Source organism: Actinacidiphila oryziradicis (assembly GCF_005047355.1).
Taxonomy (GTDB): Bacteria; Actinomycetota; Actinomycetes; order Streptomycetales; family Streptomycetaceae; genus Actinacidiphila; species Actinacidiphila oryziradicis.
Window position 1 is genome coordinate 1 of the sequence record NZ_SUMC01000126.1, and the last position, 18715, is coordinate 18715.

The following is an 18715-nucleotide window of genomic DNA, read 5'->3' on the forward strand; positions in this document are numbered from 1 at the left end:
AAGCGCGGGACGTCCAAGGGGGCAACCATGATCGCATCCTGCCGGGATCCCCACCGGGACGCACTCCCATTTCACCGCTGTGACCAAGGCATTCGGACAGTTCCGATACCCGACGTCACCATTACACGTCACCGAGGACGCCGAACTGCGAGCCGTGGCCGACTGGAAGGCGCTGACCGCCGGCTGGCGCGCAACGACGGACGCCGCACAGATCGGTCCGTGCTGATGGGCACCAAGCTCCTGTTGGAGAACATGCGCGACACCTCCGGCTGCTTCCAGGCAGAGGCACTCCAGGCCGTGTGGGCCGCCGTCCCGCAGCGGTTCCCAACGGTCGATCTGGCCTCGGACCGTCTGGAACCCGCCGACCTCGCGGCCTTCACCCTGGGCAAGCACCAGCGCGGCTTCCGGCTCCGCTGCTTCGTGCTGCCCGATCCCATGGACCGCGAGATGGCCTGGTGCTGCTGGCGCATCGTCGAGCTCGGCGGCCGCGTCCCGGTGGGAGTCGTGCAGTCGCTGCTCAGCTGGCTGGCCAAGACGGTGGAGGACCACCCGGAGCTTCGCGGCTCGCTGATGAGCCACACCCCGCGTGAGTGGGAGCGGGCCCTGGCAGCGGCCTATGCCCGGCACAACGGCCGGCTCCCCGGCAGCGACGGCGACACCGTGCTGCTACGGCTCGGGGAGCCAGCCTCACCCGTTCCCGCGCCGGTCGCTGCCCTGCTGCTGGAGTACATCGACAACCGCGACAACATGAACACCGCCACCAACCCGGCATCCCCCTGGCTCTTCCCCGGCCGCTGGGCAGGACAGCCAGCCCGCCCCGACCACCTGTCCGCGCTCCTGAACGTAGTCGGGGTTCCGGCCGCCGCTGCCCGCGGCGCCGCAATCCGCCAGCAGCTCCTCGAACTGCCCGGCCCCGTCGTCGCGGACGCTCTCGGCTACCACGACAAGACCACCAGCCGCCTCATCAGAGAGGTCGGCGGGACATGGAGCCGGTACGCCGCTGGCGGTCACACACGACCAACAGGCTGGATTCCGCGGCGAACCACGACAGTTGAATAGGGTGGGCCAGCTCAGACACCAGCCGCAAAATGCCCTGAAATGGTCCGTCTCGCTCCGAGATGGGAGCGGGGCCTATGCGGGAGAGGGCCAGCGCACGTTGGATGTCAGAACACGGTCGAGCGCCGCCCGGCCTGCGGGTCCCCAAGTCGGCTTGCCGCCAGGAAGGCCCCGCTCCCCGTTCTGGCCCATAAGGATAAGGAAGAGGCTTTTCATAGCAGCCAACCCTCGGGCGCGTCGGATCGTCGCCTCGTCCGCGTGCGCGTACACCTTGAAGAACCGTGAGCCCGCGCCCGCGGGAAGCAGCACCCACGCGGCCGCGAGGTCCCACGCCGGATCGCCGGCGAACATGGCATCGAAATCGATCACGCCCGAAAGCGTCCCGTCCGAGACGACGACATTCGCGGGGTGGAGGTCACCGTGCAGCCATACCGGCGGGCCCTCCCACTCGGGAGCCGCAACAGCATCGTCCCAGACGTCCCAGACGGCCCGGACGTCGGCGGAAAAACCGCCGGGGGCAATGGCTTGCAAGAACTTCTCGAAGCCGCCCGTGCACTTCTTCGGGTGATCGCCGCGGTCCGAACTGGCCGGCGCCTCAGCGGGCGCCTCCACATGGAGCGCCCTGAGGAAGCCCGCCAGAGTGTCGGCCGCGTGGTCGCCGCGACTGATCGAGGCGTAGTCCAGTGGCTCGCCGCGAACCCACGTCATGATGCTCCAGGGCCTCGGGAAGCGCGCGGACGGTTCACCGATCCGCACAGGCGTCGGAACCGGGAGCGGAAGACGCGGGGCCAGGACAGGCAGCCATCGGCACTCCTTGCGCAGGAGATCCGGGGCACCTTCCGTGCGCGGCATGCGCACGGCCAACTCATCCCCAAGGCGCCACATCTGGTTGCCCCAGCCACCCGCCACTTCGCGGATGGCCAGCCCTGCAAGGTCCGGATGCTGGTCCTTGACAAGAGCGTGCACCAGCTCTGCAGTGATCTCGGGGTCGGTCATGCGAAGCCACAGTACGTGAGACAGGCGGAGCGGACACTCGCTCTCCGGAATGCCCGCCGCCACGCCCGTTCCGTCAGCGGGCCTCTCCAGAGCAAAAGGACGCCACGCTACCTGCGGGCCTACTTCGCGGCTGGTGTCTGAGTTAGGACATCAGGACCGGCGTGGAGCCGATACGCCGCTGGCGAGTACAAACGGTCACCAACAGGCTGGGTTCCTCGGTGAACCGGCGACAGTTGAATCCGAGAGCACACCAGTACCAAGGCCGTCACCGCCCCCGGCGGCACCCTGCTGGACGGTCTCGACAGCACCGGCACCCTCGTCGCGCCACTCGCCACCACCGCAGCCAGCCTCATGTGCCTGCGCTTGGAACCCGGCGCCCGCATCGGCCGCGCAGGCGAGACCCCCCCAGCATCAGCGAGGCTACGTAGCGATCGCGGTCTGCGTGACCGCGATTTGGTCAGCCGGTCTTGGTAGCGAAGAGGCCGCCATCGCCGAACACGAGCCGCGCGAAGTTCTCGCCGATGCGGCGGTGCCCTGCGGGATCGGGGTGGACCTCGTCGGGCAGCGGGAATTCGGCGTAGTCCGTCTCGCCGTAAAGGTCACGGCCGTCGAGGTAGTGCAGGTTCGGGTCGTCAGCCGCCCGCTGTTCGACGACCCGGGCGAGTTCGTCGCGGATGACGTTGAGCGTCAGGCGCCCGGCGGCGCGTTCGGCTGGATCGCCCGTGGCCTTGAACCGCAAGGTCCCGCCGTCGAAGTCGGGCGCGAGGGGGCCGGGAGTGTCCTCCTGGACCGGACACAGGATGGGGGACACGACCAGCAGCGGCGTGGTCGGATGCCCCTCGCGGATGGTGTCGAGGAAGCCGTGGGCCGCGGGGGTGAAGGCGCGCAGGCGCATCGCGTCGGTGTTGACGACATTGATGCCGATCTTGAGGCTGATCAGGTCCGCGGGGGTGTCCCGCATCGCACGGGCGGTGAACGGGTCGAGCAGCGCGCTGCCGCCGAACCCCAGGTTGACCAGCTCCACTCCGCCCTGGGCTGCTGCCAGGGCCGGCCAGATAGCGGTCGGGTGGGAGGCGTTCGAGCCGTGACTGATGGAACTGCCGTGGTGCAGCCACACCCTGCGCCCGTTGTCCGGTGGCGGCTCGACCGGGGCATCGGTGCGCAGGGCGATCAGCTCGGTGATCTCCGTATGCGGAAGCCAGATCTCGACGTCCTTGTCACGCGCCGGTAGATCGGTGAACCGGGCGGTCCCGGCGGGCCCCTCACGCAGTTCGGCGGACTGGGTGACCATGTCGATAATCGTGCGGACGTTACCGCCGGTCACCGTGGCCTGGGCAGCGAGTCGGCCATCAACCAGCAGGTCGTACACGCCGTCCGCCGGGGCCGGAAAACCTCGGTAGACCCGCTTGGTAGGCAGCGTATCCAGTTCGATGGTGGTGGCCCGGGTGCGGAAGGCCAACCGCACGCCGGAGGGCTGGGCCTCGGCTACGGCCAGTTGGTTGTCAGGGATCTGCCGACGAGCCCGAGCGGGCAGCCGATGCGGCAGCAGGCCGTGCGCGGTCGGTTCCACGTCGAGGAAACCGCGCAGGATGTCCGCGGTGACAGGTGTGGTGATCCAGTCGTGCTCAGTGTTCATTGTCCCAGCCTGTTGATCAAGATCTCCGGATTGTTCAGGTGTGCCGGTGCGCGGCGCGGCGGACCGCCTCCGGCGGCGCGGCCCCCTGCTGGTCAAGGCGTGGTCCGGTTTCGCAGCAGAGCGTCGAGGGAATCCAAGATCCAGGCCCAGGATTCCTGCGAGTCGATGGCGGTGTGGCTGAAGCCTCCGGCCATCTCCAGGCTGACGTAGCCGTGGAAGACGCTGCCCAGCATCCGGACCGCGTGCGTCTGGTCCGGCTCCGTCAGGTCGTAGCCGCGCAGGATCGCCCGCGTCATCTGTGCGTGCCGCACCCCGGCGCTGGCGGCCGCCGTCTCGGGGTCGAGCCTGAGACGGGCGGCGGCGTAGCGACCGGGATGCTCCCGGGCGTAGTCGCGGTAGGCATCCGCAAAGGCGGCCAGGGCGTCCTTGCCGGCACGTCCGGCCAGGGCGGCGGCGACCCGGTCGGCGAGTTCCTCCAGCGCGAACAGGGCGATCCTGGTCTTGAGGTCCTGGGAGTTCTTCAGGTGCGAGTACAGACTCGCGACCTTGACGTCGAACCGCCGGGCGAGCGCCGAGACGGTCACCTGGTCGAAGCCGACCTCGTCGGCCAGTTCCGCTCCCGCCCGGGTCAGGCGCTCCGGGGTTAGCCCTGCTCGAACCATGGCCTTCCTCCTATTCAGCGACAACCATTATGTATTTGCCTAACAGCTTTAGGCAAATTAGCCTGCCGCTCATGAAACCACTGACCGAGCAAGAGATCCGTACCGCGCTCGCGAACTGCACCAAGGGCGAGGCGAAGCGCCTGTGCGTCCCCCGCGACCTGGCCGAGCGGCCCTGGGACGACCTGGACTTCCTCGGCTGGCGGGACCCCCAGGCCCCCGGCCGGACCTACCTCGCCACCGAGCTGGACGGCCGCCCGGTGGCGCTCGCCCTGCGCGGCCCGAGCCCCGCCTCCTGGCAGACGCGGCTCAGACCCGCGCCCGCACCGCCCAACGGCGCCAGCTCACCCGTGACAAGATCGCCGCCCGCGTCCACGCACCGGCGACACCGTGGACGCCCTGCGCACCGCCGACCCGACCACCAAGGCCCGGCTCTACCGGGCCCTCGGTCTGCGGATGACCTACGATCATGGCCAACGCAAAATGCGGGTCGGGATTGCTCCCGACCCGCATCCAGATTTCACCGTTGGTGAAAGGTACGTGTCCGAGGGGGGATCGCAACCATTCGCCAACGCCGGCTGGCCCGATGGGGAAGTCTATCTGGCGTAGCAATGAGGGTCCGGCTGGGCGGTGCCATCGGCCCTCGCCCTGTGCGCTGGCGGAACATCGGCCCGAGTCGTACCGGCAGGAAGCTGACGTACGGCCCTGGTCAGGGATTCGGAATGCCCATGGTGTCGAATCGGCGCATCAGCGCTGGTTTGCCCCGATGAGCGGCACGCAGTTCCCCGGCTCGGCGGTCGAAGTCGGTGGTGCCGCCGGTGCGGGCGTGGATGTCGCGGAGGTCCTTGAGGAGGGCGATGGCACTGTCGTAGGCGGCTGGTTTCTTCTGCGCGATCAGGCCCTCAATGTCACGCCACGCCTTGCCGGTGTTCCGGGCGAGCTGGTCCAGATGTGCCTCACGGGCCTCGGCAGCGGCGCGCGCCCGGGCCTCCTCGGCCGCGGCCCGGGCCTCGTTCTCCCGTTGGCGGTGCTCGGTGCGGCGACGGTAGGCCGCGTCCAGGAGCTGGGCGGCGGTGCGGAGCTGGGCTCCGGAACCGTGGCCGGGTGCGGTGGCCCGGTAGCGGGCCAGGAGCGGGGGGCCGGGCTGTGGTGCGGTTCCGAGCACGGCCTTCAGCAGCAGGGCGTCCTTCTCGGTGGCCGGGAGCGCGGCGATGAAGGCCGCGGGTGCGCTGGTCTCGGCGGCGGCCGCCAACAGGTCCGCATCCACGTTCAGGAAGTCGGCCAAGGCCTGCTGGGGGCCGGTGAGCGCGGCCAGGCCCGGGGGGACGGGCGGCTCGACTTCGCAGGCGTACTCCTCCTCGTCGTCGTCCGCCAACTCCCAGGCGGCGACTCCTGCGAGCCAGGACAGGTACAGCGGCCGCAGGTCGCCCGCCAGAAGCTCAGCGCGCAGCCCCACGAACGCCGAGAGCTCGTACGACGTTTCGAAGTCCCACTCCCCGCCGTCGTCCGACGACAGTGAGAAGTCCAGCAGGGTGTGCCCGGAGCGGGTCCAGACGCTGAGCGACTCCTCCTTGGCGTACGGTGCGGCCCTCTTGGCCGGAAGCACGGTGCCGGGCAGGCGCAGGACGAGTCGTCGACTGCCCCAGTTCGCGTAGTAGAGGTGGGCGTCGTAGAGCCGCTCGACCAGCTTTGTCGTATCGCCGCGGAAGTCGCCCCAGTGGTACTCGTTGACGAAGCGGGTAGGCGTGATGTCAGCCCGGGTGGACAGCGCCCGCACCTGCCTGAGCTCCTCCTCGGTCAGCGGGCGGTCGACGGCCAGGAACTCGTAGTACTGGTACTCGCTCACGGCCCGGCAGCCTACCCGCTCTCTCGTGTGCTGGGATGGACGGATGAGCGAGAAGCACACGCTGGGCGAGCTGGTGGACGAACTGCGGCGGGACAAACGCCGCGGACCGTACGCAGGCCACCGGGAGTACGTACAGGCGGCATGGACCGTGCAGCAGGAGGCCGGGCGTCTGCTCGACGCGGGGAACGCCGCTCAGGCGGCCCCTGAGCTGCGCAAAGCAGTCGACCGGATCACGACCGCCCTCATGTACCTGGACGACTCTTCCGGAACAGCCGGGGACGCGCTGCGCGAGCTGACCGGCATGTACGCGCGAGCCCTGACCGCAGCCCCGCCCAAGAATCCGAAGACACTGGCGAACTGGATCGCCAAGTCCGTCTTCGACGGTCCCGGCTGGCCCGACATCCACCTGTCCGACTTCGCCGCCGCGCTCGGCGAGGTCGGACAGGCGCACCTGGCGGACCTGGTCGAGCAGCGCGCTGCGGCGACGGACCTCAAGGACAGCCGACGAAGCGTGTACGGCGTCCGCCACCTCCACGAACAGCTCGCCGAGGTTTCCGGCGACACCGACCGCTACATCGCTGTCCTCGCTCGGTCTTTGACCGGCCCCGACCAGTACCTGAAGATCGCCCGCGCGCTGCGCGCCGCCGACCGGCCCGAAGAGGCCACAGACTGGGCCCGCCGAGGCGTCGCCACCCACCAAGGGAACCCCCACCTGCCGGAATTGCACGACGAACTCGTCGATCTCCTCATCTCGGACGGTCAGCGCGAGGAGGCGCTCGCCGTACGCCGGGACGCCTTCGCACGCACCGCGGTCTTCGCCGCTTTCCAACCACTCGCGAAGACGGCCGCCGAACTGGACAGCCCCGACATCGTCACCTGGGCCCTGGACCTGCTCCGCACCCGCGTCCCCGACAACCCCGCCTACATCCATGAGCTGATCAGCTGCCTGCGCGCGGCCGACCGGCCGGAGGAAGCCTGGCAGACCGCCGCCGGCCGTCTCGACGCCCTGTCGAAGTACACGCTCCAGGAACTCCTCGAGCAACGCCGCGGTACCCATCCCGCCGACACGATCACCCCGTACCGGCACCTGATCGACCTCTACCTGGCCGAGACCGGGAACAAGTACCGCTACCAGTACGCCGTCCGGCACCTCAAGTCGCTCCGCACCATCCACCGCGAGCTGGGCACCGAGACGGAGTTCACCGCGTACCTGACCGCCCTGCGCGACCAGCACCAGCGCAAGACCAGCTTTCTCGCCCGACTGGACCAGGCCGGCCTCAGCTGACCGCCCTCACCGACCACACTCCCGCGAGATTCTCTGGCCGCGCAGCGCAGTGGACGTAGGCGTCGAGGATGTGCCGGGCGTTGGTCTCGTTCCAGATCAACAAGTGGTCGAGGACCTCACGGCGGAGAGTTGCGATGACCCGTTCGCAGTTGGCGTTCATCCAGGGAGCCTGTGTCGCGGTTCACGACCTTGATGCTGTCGGCCGCGAAGACCGCGTCGAGGGAGTCGGTGTACTTCGCATCCCCGATCGCGGATCAGGAAGCGCAGCGAGTCGATTCGTATGCCCAGCTCGGCGGCGAGATTGCGAGCCTGCCGCACCTGAGGGGCCTCGACGTTTCGGGATTGCGTCAAGGATCGGTGAAATCGATGGCCACCGTGACAACCCGCGACACCGTTCTGCCTACGATACGTGGGCATTGAAGGCAGACACCGTCAGTCACAGGGGACAGGTATGGCGCATGAGCATTTTTCGATCCATCCTGGGCCGGTCAATGCGCTGGGAAACGACTTCACCGCCTCCGGCGACCACCTGGACGGCCGCATCAGCGCATTCGCCATGCGGGCGGAGAACGTCAACGACGCCTTCGGGGTGATGTCCGAATCCACGCAGGCCCTCTCCACGTACGTGGAGATGACCCGGAACACCGTCACCGCCCTGCGGCAGCTACGCACCACCCTGCAGAACTACGCCGAGGGCCTCCACCACACCGTCACCGCCTACCAGGCCACCGACTCCGCGCCGGCACAGCAGTTCGGAGAGAAGTGACCATGACCGGCCAGCAGCAGCAACAGCAGCCGCAGATCGACAAGAGCTTCAACTTGTTCAACCCCGGCGGGGACCCCTCCGTCTTGCGAGCCTGCGCCCAGGCCTGGCGGGACATGGCCCAGGACCTGAAGAGCACGATCGAGGCCCAGGACCAGGAGGTTGCCCGGCTCGGCGACAACTGGACCGGTGCCGCCGCCGACGCCTTCCACGCGCGCTGGTCGCACACCAGGAACCAGGTGGAGGAAGCGCTGCCGCACTTTGCCACCGTCGCCCAGCAGTTGGACACCGCCGCCGACGCCATCGCAAAGGCCAATGCGGAGGTTCAGCACGTGGTGGAGGAGATCGCCGCAACGGCGCTGATCGGCATCGGCCTGTCGGTGCTGACCGCGGGCTTCTCCGACGTCGTCGCGGCGGGCGCGGCCGAGGCAGAGGTCGCCGGGGCGGCGGGCGAGGTCACTCGGCTCGGGCAGCTCCTGATCCGGGTTGCCGAGGTGATGGAGAGGATCAAGACGGCAATGGAGGACAGCAAGCTGCTCAAGTTCGGCGTCGAGTTCGGCAAGAACCTCGACGCGAACTTCCTCGGCAACGTCTCCGGCCAGGTCGCCACCGGGCAGAAGATCACCTGGGGGCAGGATCTACAGGACGCCGCCGTGGCTGCGGGAGTCGGTACCGGGATCACGTCCGCCAGCGAAACACTCGCGGCGAAAGTGACCGGCTGGGCGGCCAGTTCCGGGGCGCACGCCGCTGGGGAGGCGTGGGCGCCGGGGACGAAGATCGCCGCAGCGCTCGACGGCACGAGCCTCACCGGCGGCCTCGCCATGGGTGCAGTGAGCAGCGCGGGTGGGCAGGCGGCCGCTGACGGTGTGGACATCCTGCAGGGTGGCAAGCACGGCTCCGACGTCCTTCCGGACATATTGACCAGCGGTCTGACCGGGGCCGCTGCCGGCGGTGCGAACCACGCCGGTGAAAGGATCTATGAGCCCGGCGAGGGCAAGCACCGGGCGGACGCCCCGGATCCGGTGTTCCACCCCGGGCAGCGGATCGCCATCGACGGAGTCATCTACGGTGCCGGCAACGCCATCGAGAGCGACCTGGAGAACTGATCCCGTCCGTCCCGCGTCCCGCGCCGTCCTCTTCGGGGAGAAAACGACCGTGTTCGAGGTCCGCAAGAGCATCAAACGTTTCCGGGACGACCCGGCCTGGACCTACCGGGACAAGGCCCCGGACTACCTGGCCACGTTCGATCGGGGCGGCTACCCGTTCAGTCTGGGGCCGCAGGGCAACGGGATCCACGACCTGCTCCAGGGCAGCCTCCATGGCCGGGAGGTGAGCCTGTTTCACCTCAATGCCTGGAAGCGCTCCGGGGGCAGCAATCAGGCACAAGTCGCATGGAAGTTCTCCGTGGCCGTGCTCACCCTGCCCCGCGTCCTGCCCGCGACAGCCTTCACCTGCGGTCGGTTGAACGGGCACACGGGGAACTGGAAGCTCCCCGCGATCCCCCGAACCGCCGGGCCTTCCACAGAGCTGCCGAACAGTGGCGCCGGCGGGGTGCGACGCTGCTCGACGGATCCCGGCTTCGCCGCCCTCGTCGACACGCCCGAGACCGAGCGGCTCACCCGCGAGGCCCTGATCGGCTGGCGTACCGACGGAGACCGCATCATCGGGTGGACGTTCGGGCGCAGGACGTACGAAGAGATCCACTCCGTCGCGGAGACCCTGGTGGCCATCATCGCCGCATTCCCTGAACAGGCATGGCACTGGCCGGAAGGGACCAGGGGCTAGCCCGACTTTGGCGGCTAGCTCGGGACGCGTGGACGTTTCCGCTGCTCAGGGCCGGTTTAGCTGACTCCCGCTGTATTACCCAAGTCTGAATCGTTCCTGGTCAGCGGGTTGGTGCATAGCGTTGGATGTCGAAGAGGTCGGCCAGGGTGCGCTGTGTCGCGTTCATGTCGGTGAGCATGCGCTGGGCTCGCGGACGGCCCTTGCCGCCGTCGTGGTAGAGCAGGACGGTCTCTTCGATTCCGGCGAGCTGGTCCAGGAGTTCCCGTACGGACAGGGGCAGTTGGGCTTGCTCGGCTTGTCGGCGCATGAGGTGCGCGACCGCCAGGGCCAGGACGCAATAGAAGACGTGGACCCGGATCTTCTGGTCGGTCCACTGGTGCAGCGGGCTGAAGGAGACGACGTGGGGATCCTTCAACTGGCGGAAGCCCGATTCGACTCCGGCTTGCGAGCGGTAGGCGGCCACGACCTCGGCGGTACTCCAGGCGGTGCGGTTGGTGAACAGGATCCGCTTGCCGAACAGTCGCCGCTCCAGGCGGGTGCGTGCCCCCTGGTTGGTGCGGAAGGCCAACCGGAAGTCGGACGGCTTCTCACCCTGTGGGACTCTGTCGCCCGATTCGGCCGACCTGCCGAAACCGATCAGCGGCTAACGGTGAACGTGCTGGTGAGGCTGATCGAATCGGCCCTCACCGCGGATCGGGCGACAGAGTCCCACAGGCTGGCCTGGCGTCAGGACTCGCCGGGGCCGTCGGGCAGCATGCGTTGCAGACCAGTCGCGACAACTGACGCGACATCGAGGTCCGGATCGAGCGCCGCGTTGATGATGACGCCGTCGATCAGCGCCATCGCGAGGACGCCGAGCGCTGTGGGATCCGCCGTCGCGGGCCTGCGGAAACGAAGGAGCACCTCGCCGAGTTCGCGATGGGTACGGCGCAGGGCGGCTAGTCGGCGTGCGGCCAGCTCCGGGTCGCGTGCTGCGATGAGGGAGAACTCGGCGCTCGCCAGGAACCAGCCACGCCGCTGGCGGATGGCGTCGGCGAGCCAGGAGCCGATGGCCCAGCCCACCTTGTCTCGCCCCAGGCCCTCCGGCTCGATGTGCTGCCACTCGCCAGGCATGGACTCGGCCCGCTCCTCGGCCAGTACGAGGAACAGGTCCTCCTTGCTGCTGAAGTTGCCGTACAGGGCGCCTTTGGTGAATCCCGCGTCCGCGGCGATGGCTTCCAGTGACGCGGCGGCGTAGCCCGCGGCGCAGAACGTCTCGTACGCCGACTGCAGCAGCGCGGCCCGTGTCTCGCGACGCCTCCGCTCCCGGCTCGATTCGGGGGCTTGACGACTCGGCGCGTTCATATACTCTTCATACCACAAATACGGACCGTATTTGAAGTACGGCTCGTATATGAGCGGTCACAGCTGCCCGCCTTCTCCTCAATCGGAGGCTTCCGATGACAACCACCTCTTCCCCAGGCCGCACGGCCACCGCGGCGACGCTGTGCGTCGTCACCGCGGCGTTGTTCGCCTACTCGACGCTGGAGACGATGCTGTCGCCGGCCCTGCCCGCGATCCAGAAGGCGGTGGGTGCCTCGACACCGGCGATCGCCTGGGTGTTCACCGGGTTGCTGCTGGCCGGGGCGGTCTCGACCCCGCTGGTGGGACGCCTGGCCGACGTTCGCGACAAGCGGGCCGTCCTGCTGGGCGTGCTCGCGGTCGTCGCCCTCGGCACCCTGCTCGCCGCAGTCGCCACGAACGTCGCCCTGCTGACCGCCGGGCAGGTCCTGCAGGGCGTGGGGCTGAGCCTGGTCCCGCTCTCGGTGGGCATCATCCGCGACACCCAGCCCGCCCGGCGCATCGCCGCGGGCAACGGGCTGATCGTGGGGACGGCGGCGTCGAGCACCGCGGTCGGGCTCGTGGTCGCGGGCCCGATCCTCGAGGTCCTGCCCTACACGTGGCTGTACTGGATCCCCTTCGTGGTGATCGTCGCGGCGTTCGTGGTGGCGTGGGTCGTCGTCCCGTCCTGTCCGCCGACCCGGCGTGGCCGGATCGACTTGGCCGGGGGCGTCCTGCTGGCCTTGGGACTCGCGCTGCTGCTGATCGGGATATCGCGCTCATCCAAGGCGGGCTGGGGATCGCCGCTGGTTGTGAGCCTGCTCGTGGTCGGCGTGGCGGTCCTGGGTGTGTTCGCCGCCGTGGAGCTGCGCACCAGTGAGCCCATGGTGGACCTGCGCCTGCTGGGCACGCGTGCGGTGCTGCTGACCTGTGCCGTGGCGTTCGTGGTCGGTTTCGGGACCTTCGCCGTCTTCGTCCTGGTGCCGATGCTGGTGGAGCTGCCGACGACGACCGGTTACGGGCTCGGCGGCTCGGCCCTGTCGAGCGGTCTCTACCTCGTGCCGCTGGGCATCGTCGGTACGGCCGTCGCCCCGCTCACCGGCCGGCTCGAGCGGGCGATCGGCACCCGAGGCGTGATGCTCACCGGGACCGTGGCGATGGTCGCCGCCGCACTGGTGCTCCTCGCGGCCCCCGGCCGGCCCTGGCTGATCCTCGTCTCCACAGCGTTGGCGGGCCTGACCGTCGGCTTCGGGCTGACGGGGGCGATGAACATCGTGGTCGCGACGGTGCCCGAAGACCGGACGGCCAGCGTCAGCGGACTCGCGTTCGTGGCCAAGAGCGTCGGCGGCGCGCTCGGCGCCCAGCTGGGTGCCGTCCTGCTGGCACAGTCCACCGCTCCTGACGCGGAGTTGCCCGCCTGGTCCGGCTTCCGGTCGGCCTTCCTGCTCGCCGCGACGGTCAGTCTGGCGGCGGCGCTGCTCAGCATCGCACTGCCCGCCCGCCTGTCCCGCGTCACAACCTCCCCCACCACCACGATCGGAGAGCCGGCATGACGACCCGTCCCGGCCTCACCGCCCTCGACGCCGTTCTCGAACGAGCCGCCTTGGGCCACACCGTGGCCGGCGCATCGGTGTGCCTGATCGACGGCACGACGCGCTGCGCCACGATCGGCGTGGAGCGGGTGGGTAGCGGGCCTCCGGTCGGCCCGGACACACTGTTCCCCCTCGGATCGGTGACCAAGATCGTCGTAGCCACCGTGGCCTGCCAGCTGGTGGCGGAGGGCAAGCTCGCCCTCGACGCCCCCGTGGCCGATCTCGTACCGGAGCTTCACGCGCTCGGCGCCCACGGCGCCGCGATCACGGCGCGCATGCTGCTGTCCCATACCTCGGGACTGGCCGACGCCTGGGACGGCTCCGCCTCGCTGACCGAGCTGCTCGGCACCTCCCGCGGGGCCGCCACAGCGGCGCCCGGGGAGGTCTTCTCCTACAGCAACACCGGGTACGTGGTACTCGGCCGGCTCATCGAGAAGCTCACCGGCCTCAGCTGGGTGGAGGCAGCACAGCGGGCGATCCTGCGTCCGGCCGGGATCGCCTCCGCCGTCTTCACGACACCCGTCGGCGCGGCCACCGGGCATGTCCTCGACGACGGCACGCTGGTGCCCGGCGACCTCTGGCCGCCAGTCAGCCCGCTCTTCGGGCCAGCAGGCGCCACCCTGCACGCGACCGCCACGGACACGGCACGACTCGTGCTCGCCTGCGCGACAGGCCGCACGGAGAACGGGCAGGAACTGCTGCCCAGGGGGGTGCGTGACGAGATGGTCCAATTGCAGGCCCCCCTGCCCGGCGCACCGCTGCATTTCCGAGGTTGGGGGCTCGGCTGGGCCCTTCCCGTCGCGGGGCCCTCCCGGTCGGTCCAGCACATCGGCGGGACGAGCGCGTTCATCCACGCCGAGCCCGACCGAGGTGTCGCGCTGGCCGTGCTGACCAACTTCCCGAAGGGCTGGGCCTTCGGGGAGGACGTCCTGCGCGAGACCCTCGGACATCACCGGCCCGTGCTCCCGCCCGGTCCGGGTGCCAGCGACGTGGACCGATTCGTCGGCGAATACGCCTCACCCGCGTTCGGCGTCACGGTGCGCGCCACCCCGGACGGCCGGCTACGGATCACCAGCCCCCTCACTGGCCGGGAGACCGACCTGCACCACCACGAAGGTGACTCCTTCTGGGCCGATTTCGGCGATCTAGAGACCGAGGTGAGCTTCATGGACTTCGCCCACGGCCAGGCCGGCAGCCTACACACCGCGCTCCGGATGCTGCGTCGTGTCAGCTGAGCACCCCCGCACCGACGTCGTCGTGGTCGGTGCGGGCATCATCGGCACGCTGATTGCCCGGGAGCTCGCCGGGCGAGGACTCGGGGTCCTGCTCCTGGATCCTGCCCCTGGCCGCGGTGCCTCGATCGGCAACGCCGGCCTGCTCGTTCCCAGCTTCACCCGGCCGATGGCCGACCCCTCGACACTGTGGGAGGGCCTGCGCGGAATGACCGGCGGAGACGCTTCGCTCACGATCGGCTCGCTGTCTCCGACAGTCCTGGGGTGGCTGGCCCGGTTCGCGGCCGCGGCCCGCCCGGGCCGTGCAGGCCGCGTGGCTGCGCGGCTGGTCGGCCCGGCACGCGCCGCCGCGGGCGAATACGCCAAGCTCGCCGCCGAGACCGGCCTTGACCTTGGCGTGGCCGGCAACGGGTGGCTTCAGGTGACCCGCCGCCCGGCCGTTCTCCGACGGAAGCTCGCCTTGACCCGCGCGCTGGCGAAGGAGGGTATCGACCACGAGGTCCTCACCCGGGCCGAGCTGCGGATACGGGAGCCGGAACTCGGTTCGGACCTGGCCGGTGCCGTGTTCTTTCCCGGTGACGCCTCGCTGGATCCGGCCGCCGCGACACACGCGGCACTGGTCGCCGCCAAGCTCCGCGGCGTCATCGTCCATCGGGCACGCGTCACCAGCCTGGTCCGCCGACACGGCGAGATCACCGCTGTCCGGACCGACCTCGGCGAGTTCAGCGCCACCACCTACGTCCTGGCCACCGGTGCCGGACGACCGGGGGGAAGGGGCATCCAGCCCGGCTGGGGCTGGAGCATCGACGTGCCCGCCACGGAGCCGCCGATCGGCGCGCCGCTGATCGGGCTCGACGACCACGTCGTGTTCAACCCCCTCGCCGGCCGGATCCGGATCACTGGCGGCATGCGGATCGGCGGCACCCCGGCACACCGCCATGACCACGCGGCCACCGCAGCGATCCGGCAGGCCGCCGAGCGGCTCGTCCCCGCCCTGCGCGACCTGCCCGAGGGCACCGTCACCCGTGCTGCCCGGCCGATGACCCCCGATGGGCTGCCGCGAGTGGTCAGGACCGGCCGCAACCTCATCACGGCCAGCGGGCACGGCACCCTCGGAATGACCCTCGCCCCGGCGACCGCGGCCGCAGTCGCCCTGCTGCTCGGGCCCGGGGCCCGAGCAGCGGAGGTCCCGCGATGACACCTTCGATCACTGCAGGCCAGCGGTTCCACGCGGACACGCTGGTCGCCGACGCCCACAACGACCTGCTCATGCTCGTCGCCCGCCGGCCACCGCAGCGCTGGGCGACCTACTTCCGCGACGTCTGGTATCCGCAGCTGCGCGCGGGCGGGGTGGACCTGCAGGTCCTGCCAGTCTTCATCGACCACGAGTTCAGGCCCGAGGGCGCGCTGCGCGAAAGCCTTCGGATGGTCGAAGCCGCACACCGAATAGCCGAAGGCAATCCGGATCTGGTCGCGCTGTGCCGCACCGGCGCCGAGATCGATGCGACCATCGGGTCCGGCCGGATCGCGCTGGTCCTGGCGCTGGAGGGATGCCCGCAGATCGACACCGACGTCGAGCTCCTGCAGACCTTCGCCCGCCTCGGCGTTCGCATCGTGTCCTTCACCCATTTCGGCCGGACCGCGCTGGCCGACGGATCCGGCGAAGACTCCACCGGTGGTCGCCTGACCCGCGCCGGCGTCGAAGCACTCGCACTGCTGGAATCCCTCGGGGTGGCGATCGACGTCTCACACCTCGGCGCCACCGGAGTCGACCACGTGCTCGAACTGGCGACCCAGCCTGTCATCGCGACCCACTCCTGTTCCCGCAGCGTTCACGATCACCACCGCAACCTTTCCGACGCCCACATACGTGGCATCGCCGCCACGGGCGGGCTCATCTGCGTGAACCTCTACGCCGGCTACCTCACCACCGAAGCCCCGACCCTCGACCACGTCGTCGCACACATCGAACGAGTCACCGAGCTTGCCGGCCCCACCAAGGTCGGAATCGGTGCCGACTTCGTTGCCGACCTGTTCGCGGAGAAGGTCCCGCCCTGCGACCGACCACTGATTATCGAGGGCACCAACACCGAACTTCTCATCCCCGGGCTCGAAGGACCATCGGGGCTTCCACTCGTCAGCGAGGCGCTGCTCACTGCCGGACATCACGAGAACGATGTCCGCAGGATCGCCGGCGCCAATCTGGCCCGGTTCCTCGGCGCCACGCACCACTGAACGGACAACAATGCTGCCCTACCTCGATGCTGACCTCCTGAACAGGCTGCTCCCGTTCCCGCAAGCGATCACCGCGCTCCGAAACACCCTCCAGGACGGGCCACCCGCCGTCACAGCACCAGTCCGAACCACCGCCGAAGCCCCTGGTGGACATGTCCTCATCATGCCCGCGGCGGACCGAAATCTGTTCGGCGTCAAGATCGCCGGGGTCGCGCCGGGCAACCCGGCGAAAGGCCTACCCCGGATCACCGGCACCTACCTGCTCTACGACGCCGACACCTTGCACCCCATCCTCGCGATCGATGGCCCCGCACTCACACTGCGACGCACGGCCGCCCTGTCCGCGCTCGCGGTCGACGCCCTCGCCCCCCAGGACATCTCCCGGTTGCTGATCTACGGCACCGGACCGCAAGCAGCAGCACACCTGGAAGCCCTCCGCACCGTCCGACACTTCCAGTCCGTCGCCGTCAGCGGCCGGACCCCCCAACGGACTCGCGCATTCGCCGACGACCACGAGATCGATGTCGCCGGACCGGACGACCTCCCCCAAGTCGATGTCGTCACCTGCTGCACCAGCGCTACCACGCCTTTGTTCGACGGCCGACACCTTTCGCGGCACGCGACCGTCGTCGCGATGGGTTCACACACACCCGACGCCCGCGAACTCGACAGCCACACCCTCCGTGGCGCACAGGTCATCGTCGAAGAAGTCACCACCGCCACTCGCGAAGCCGCCGACATCGCCGACGCACTTGCCTCCGGCGACATCACCAAACCCCTGCCCCTCAACGAGATCGTGACCGGACAAACCCCGGTGCAACCCGACCGGCAACGCGTCTTCAGATCCGTGGGCATGGCCTGGGAAGACCTAGCCATCGCCAAAGCAGCGCTCACACATTGGAGGGCCGCACAGGAATAGCTCGCCCCTGCCCCACAACGCGCCGGTCGCACTGCGTCGATCGGAATCACCCTCCAACCCACACTTGAGCACCTTCGACGATGACAGCGAAAGTCCATAGCCTGCCTGACGGAGGAACGACTTCGCGACCCAACCGAACCCCCACCCAAGCGGAGTGCGGTAGTTGATGGTGTGGCCGTTGCGGTCGGTCTGTGACAACAGTCGCCCGTGCGGGGCCGGCGTCGCTGCCGTCGAGGTTCTGCTCGTACTTCGGGCAGTACCCCGTCGCGTCCCGGACGACGACTAGGCCGACCCGCAGTTCGAGACGGACCCGGACCACCGGAGATCGCCCAGTGCCCTCCCACCTCGTCCCCGTAGTCCGAGTCGCGACTGTTGTAGACCACGGCGACTGAATTTGACGCTCCCGATCTCGGCTCCGTGGCCGCAGGTCTGGACGGAACCCGTCATCCCATCCCGCCTTTGTATGCTGGTGCCGGTTCGACGCGACTGGGGGTTGGCGAGTGCGGATCGTGATGACGTTGCTGGTGCGCGACGAGGCCAACATCGTCGCGGCCACGGTGGAGCACCACCTCGCCGCGGGAGTGGATTTCGTAGTGGCGACGGACAACGGGTCCGTCGAGGGCACCACGGAGATCCTGGAACGCTACCGCGACGCCGGGGTGCTGGAGCTGCGGCACGAGCCGAGCCACGACTACGAGCAGAGCCGGTGGGTCACGACGATGGCCCGGCGCGCCGCGGAGTCGCACGGCGCCGACTGGGTGATCAACGGTGATGCCGACGAGTTCCTCTGGCCCGGCGCGGCGACCGGCCTAGACCGGACTGCGATCTCGGACGCGCTGGCCGCCATCGACAGCCGATGCGGCACCGTGGAGATGGTCCGCGACAACCTGGTGGCCGATCCCGCTCGCAGCGGCCCGTGGCCGTCGACGCACGTCCTGCGCGACACCCTGTCGCTGTCGGGGAGGGGCGCGCGGATCGGGAACAAGGTGTGCCACCGAGGCGATCCCGGGGTGACGGTCGGCGTCGGCAACCACAGCGCGACCGGCGCCCTGGGCGGACTTGCTGCCGGGCGGCCGCTGAGGATCCTGCACGTGCCCGACCGCGGGCTGGCGCAGTTCACCCGCAAGGTCGCCAACGCGGGATCCGCGTTCGCCGCCAACACGCGCCTCGACCCGGGTATCGGCTGGCACATGCGCGAGGACTACCAGCTCCTGCTCGACGGTGAACAACAACAACGCCAAGTAATACAAACAGAATCACGAGACACTAGTGTCTCGTGATCCTGCAGTCGTTACTTTGATCGATGGGGCTCGTTGGTTCTGGCATGGAGCTCTCTGTGGAACAGACCGCTGAGTTGCGGGAGTTGGTGAACAGTCGCGACGTGCCGGCTG

The 18715-nt window shown here is 69.2% G+C and carries 21 protein-coding genes and 1 pseudogene; 15 read left to right on the plus strand and 7 right to left on the minus strand.

Going from position 1 to position 18715, the window contains the following annotated elements:
* Window positions 1–79 precede the first annotated feature (79 nt).
* Complete coding sequence (locus tag FCI23_RS57530; RefSeq protein ID WP_169317321.1) at window positions 80–226, plus strand: hypothetical protein; 147 nt, start codon at window positions 80–82, stop codon at window positions 224–226.
* Window positions 226–1059 (plus strand): hypothetical protein, encoded by an 834-nt coding sequence (locus tag FCI23_RS61445; RefSeq protein ID WP_246144752.1) that lies wholly within the window; start codon window positions 226–228, stop codon window positions 1057–1059. The genes FCI23_RS57530 and FCI23_RS61445 overlap by 1 nt, the downstream gene beginning before the upstream one ends.
* Before the next feature lie 72 nt (window positions 1060–1131).
* On the opposite strand, the gene FCI23_RS48030 is transcribed toward FCI23_RS61445, so the two are convergent.
* From FCI23_RS48030 to FCI23_RS48040, 3 genes are all read right to left on the minus strand, one after another.
* On the minus strand, window positions 1132–2052 hold the full coding sequence (locus tag FCI23_RS48030; protein ID WP_136730318.1) for an aminoglycoside phosphotransferase family protein: 921 nt from the start codon (window positions 2050–2052) through the stop codon (window positions 1132–1134).
* A gap of 457 nt (window positions 2053–2509) precedes the next feature.
* Window positions 2510–3688 carry a GDSL-type esterase/lipase family protein gene (locus FCI23_RS48035; protein ID WP_136730319.1) on the minus strand — a complete coding sequence of 393 codons (1179 nt, stop codon included), beginning with the start codon at window positions 3686–3688 and terminating at the stop codon, window positions 2510–2512.
* 92 nt (window positions 3689–3780) lie between these two features.
* Window positions 3781–4350, minus strand: coding sequence for a TetR/AcrR family transcriptional regulator (locus FCI23_RS48040; protein ID WP_136730320.1), 570 nt, complete (start codon window positions 4348–4350; stop codon window positions 3781–3783).
* A gap of 71 nt (window positions 4351–4421) precedes the next feature.
* Here FCI23_RS48040 and FCI23_RS48045 point away from each other — a divergent pair.
* Window positions 4422–4655 (plus strand): annotated as a pseudogene (locus tag FCI23_RS48045) (FBP domain-containing protein); the annotation flags it as partial.
* 82 nt (window positions 4656–4737) lie between these two features.
* Window positions 4738–4956 (plus strand): hypothetical protein, encoded by a 219-nt coding sequence (locus tag FCI23_RS57535; protein WP_169317320.1) that lies wholly within the window; start codon window positions 4738–4740, stop codon window positions 4954–4956.
* Between the two features lie 100 nt (window positions 4957–5056).
* Here the strand turns inward: FCI23_RS57535 and FCI23_RS48050 are convergent, their stop codons facing one another.
* Complete coding sequence (locus FCI23_RS48050; protein WP_136730321.1) at window positions 5057–6193, minus strand: hypothetical protein; 1137 nt, start codon at window positions 6191–6193, stop codon at window positions 5057–5059.
* A gap of 43 nt (window positions 6194–6236) precedes the next feature.
* Between FCI23_RS48050 and FCI23_RS48055 the strand changes: the two genes are divergently transcribed.
* Entirely contained in the window at window positions 6237–7478 is a 1242-nt protein-coding gene (locus tag FCI23_RS48055) for a DUF6880 family protein (protein WP_136730322.1), read from the plus strand.
* Here the strand turns inward: FCI23_RS48055 and FCI23_RS63400 are convergent.
* Window positions 7471–7638, minus strand: a complete 168-nt coding sequence (locus FCI23_RS63400) for a hypothetical protein (protein ID WP_322974023.1) — start codon at window positions 7636–7638, stop codon at window positions 7471–7473. The genes FCI23_RS48055 and FCI23_RS63400 overlap by 8 nt on opposite strands.
* Window positions 7639–7649: 11 nt before the next feature.
* On the opposite strand from FCI23_RS63400, the gene FCI23_RS63405 reads away from it, so the two are divergent.
* Genes FCI23_RS63405 through FCI23_RS48075 form a run of 4 tightly spaced genes read left to right on the plus strand, consistent with a single transcriptional unit; the run spans window position 7650 to window position 10026 of the window.
* Window positions 7650–7898: a hypothetical protein gene (locus FCI23_RS63405; RefSeq protein ID WP_322974024.1), complete on the plus strand. Its 249-nt coding sequence runs from the start codon at window positions 7650–7652 to the stop codon at window positions 7896–7898.
* Between the two features lie 31 nt (window positions 7899–7929).
* The gene (locus FCI23_RS48065; protein WP_211265800.1) at window positions 7930–8244 is read left to right on the plus strand and encodes a type VII secretion target; all 315 of its coding nucleotides are present in this window, start codon (window positions 7930–7932) and stop codon (window positions 8242–8244) included.
* Window positions 8245–8246: 2 nt separating this feature from the next.
* Window positions 8247–9347, plus strand: coding sequence for a WXG100 family type VII secretion target (locus tag FCI23_RS48070; protein ID WP_136730323.1), 1101 nt, complete (start codon window positions 8247–8249; stop codon window positions 9345–9347).
* A 49-nt stretch (window positions 9348–9396) separates the two neighbouring features.
* Window positions 9397–10026 carry a hypothetical protein gene (locus FCI23_RS48075; RefSeq protein ID WP_136730324.1) on the plus strand — a complete coding sequence of 210 codons (630 nt, stop codon included), beginning with the start codon at window positions 9397–9399 and terminating at the stop codon, window positions 10024–10026.
* 100 nt (window positions 10027–10126) lie between these two features.
* On the opposite strand, the gene FCI23_RS48080 is transcribed toward FCI23_RS48075, so the two are convergent.
* Together FCI23_RS48080 and FCI23_RS48085 are read right to left on the minus strand one after the other, a co-directional pair.
* Window positions 10127–10666 carry an IS1634 family transposase gene (locus tag FCI23_RS48080; RefSeq protein ID WP_456318880.1) on the minus strand — a complete coding sequence of 180 codons (540 nt, stop codon included), beginning with the start codon at window positions 10664–10666 and terminating at the stop codon, window positions 10127–10129.
* 86 nt (window positions 10667–10752) lie between these two features.
* Window positions 10753–11370, minus strand: a complete 618-nt coding sequence (locus tag FCI23_RS48085) for a TetR/AcrR family transcriptional regulator (RefSeq protein ID WP_136730325.1) — start codon at window positions 11368–11370, stop codon at window positions 10753–10755.
* 95 nt (window positions 11371–11465) lie between these two features.
* On the opposite strand from FCI23_RS48085, the gene FCI23_RS48090 reads away from it, so the two are divergent.
* The 6 genes from FCI23_RS48090 (at window position 11466) to FCI23_RS48115 (ending at window position 18604) form a co-directional block, all read left to right on the plus strand.
* The gene (locus FCI23_RS48090) at window positions 11466–12899 is read left to right on the plus strand and encodes an MFS transporter (RefSeq protein ID WP_136730326.1); all 1434 of its coding nucleotides are present in this window, start codon (window positions 11466–11468) and stop codon (window positions 12897–12899) included.
* Window positions 12896–14173, plus strand: a complete 1278-nt coding sequence (locus FCI23_RS48095) for a serine hydrolase (RefSeq protein WP_136730327.1) — start codon at window positions 12896–12898, stop codon at window positions 14171–14173. Before FCI23_RS48090 ends, FCI23_RS48095 begins: the two co-directional genes overlap by 4 nt.
* Entirely contained in the window at window positions 14163–15368 is a 1206-nt protein-coding gene (locus FCI23_RS48100) for an NAD(P)/FAD-dependent oxidoreductase (RefSeq protein WP_136730328.1), read from the plus strand. Before FCI23_RS48095 ends, FCI23_RS48100 begins: the two co-directional genes overlap by 11 nt.
* Entirely contained in the window at window positions 15365–16405 is a 1041-nt protein-coding gene (locus FCI23_RS48105) for a dipeptidase (protein WP_136730329.1), read from the plus strand. The genes FCI23_RS48100 and FCI23_RS48105 overlap by 4 nt, the downstream gene beginning before the upstream one ends.
* A gap of 10 nt (window positions 16406–16415) precedes the next feature.
* Entirely contained in the window at window positions 16416–17324 is a 909-nt protein-coding gene (locus FCI23_RS48110) for an ornithine cyclodeaminase family protein (protein ID WP_169317322.1), read from the plus strand.
* A 512-nt stretch (window positions 17325–17836) separates the two neighbouring features.
* Window positions 17837–18604, plus strand: a complete 768-nt coding sequence (locus FCI23_RS48115) for a glycosyltransferase family 2 protein (RefSeq protein WP_136730331.1) — start codon at window positions 17837–17839, stop codon at window positions 18602–18604.
* Window positions 18605–18715 lie beyond the last annotated feature (111 nt).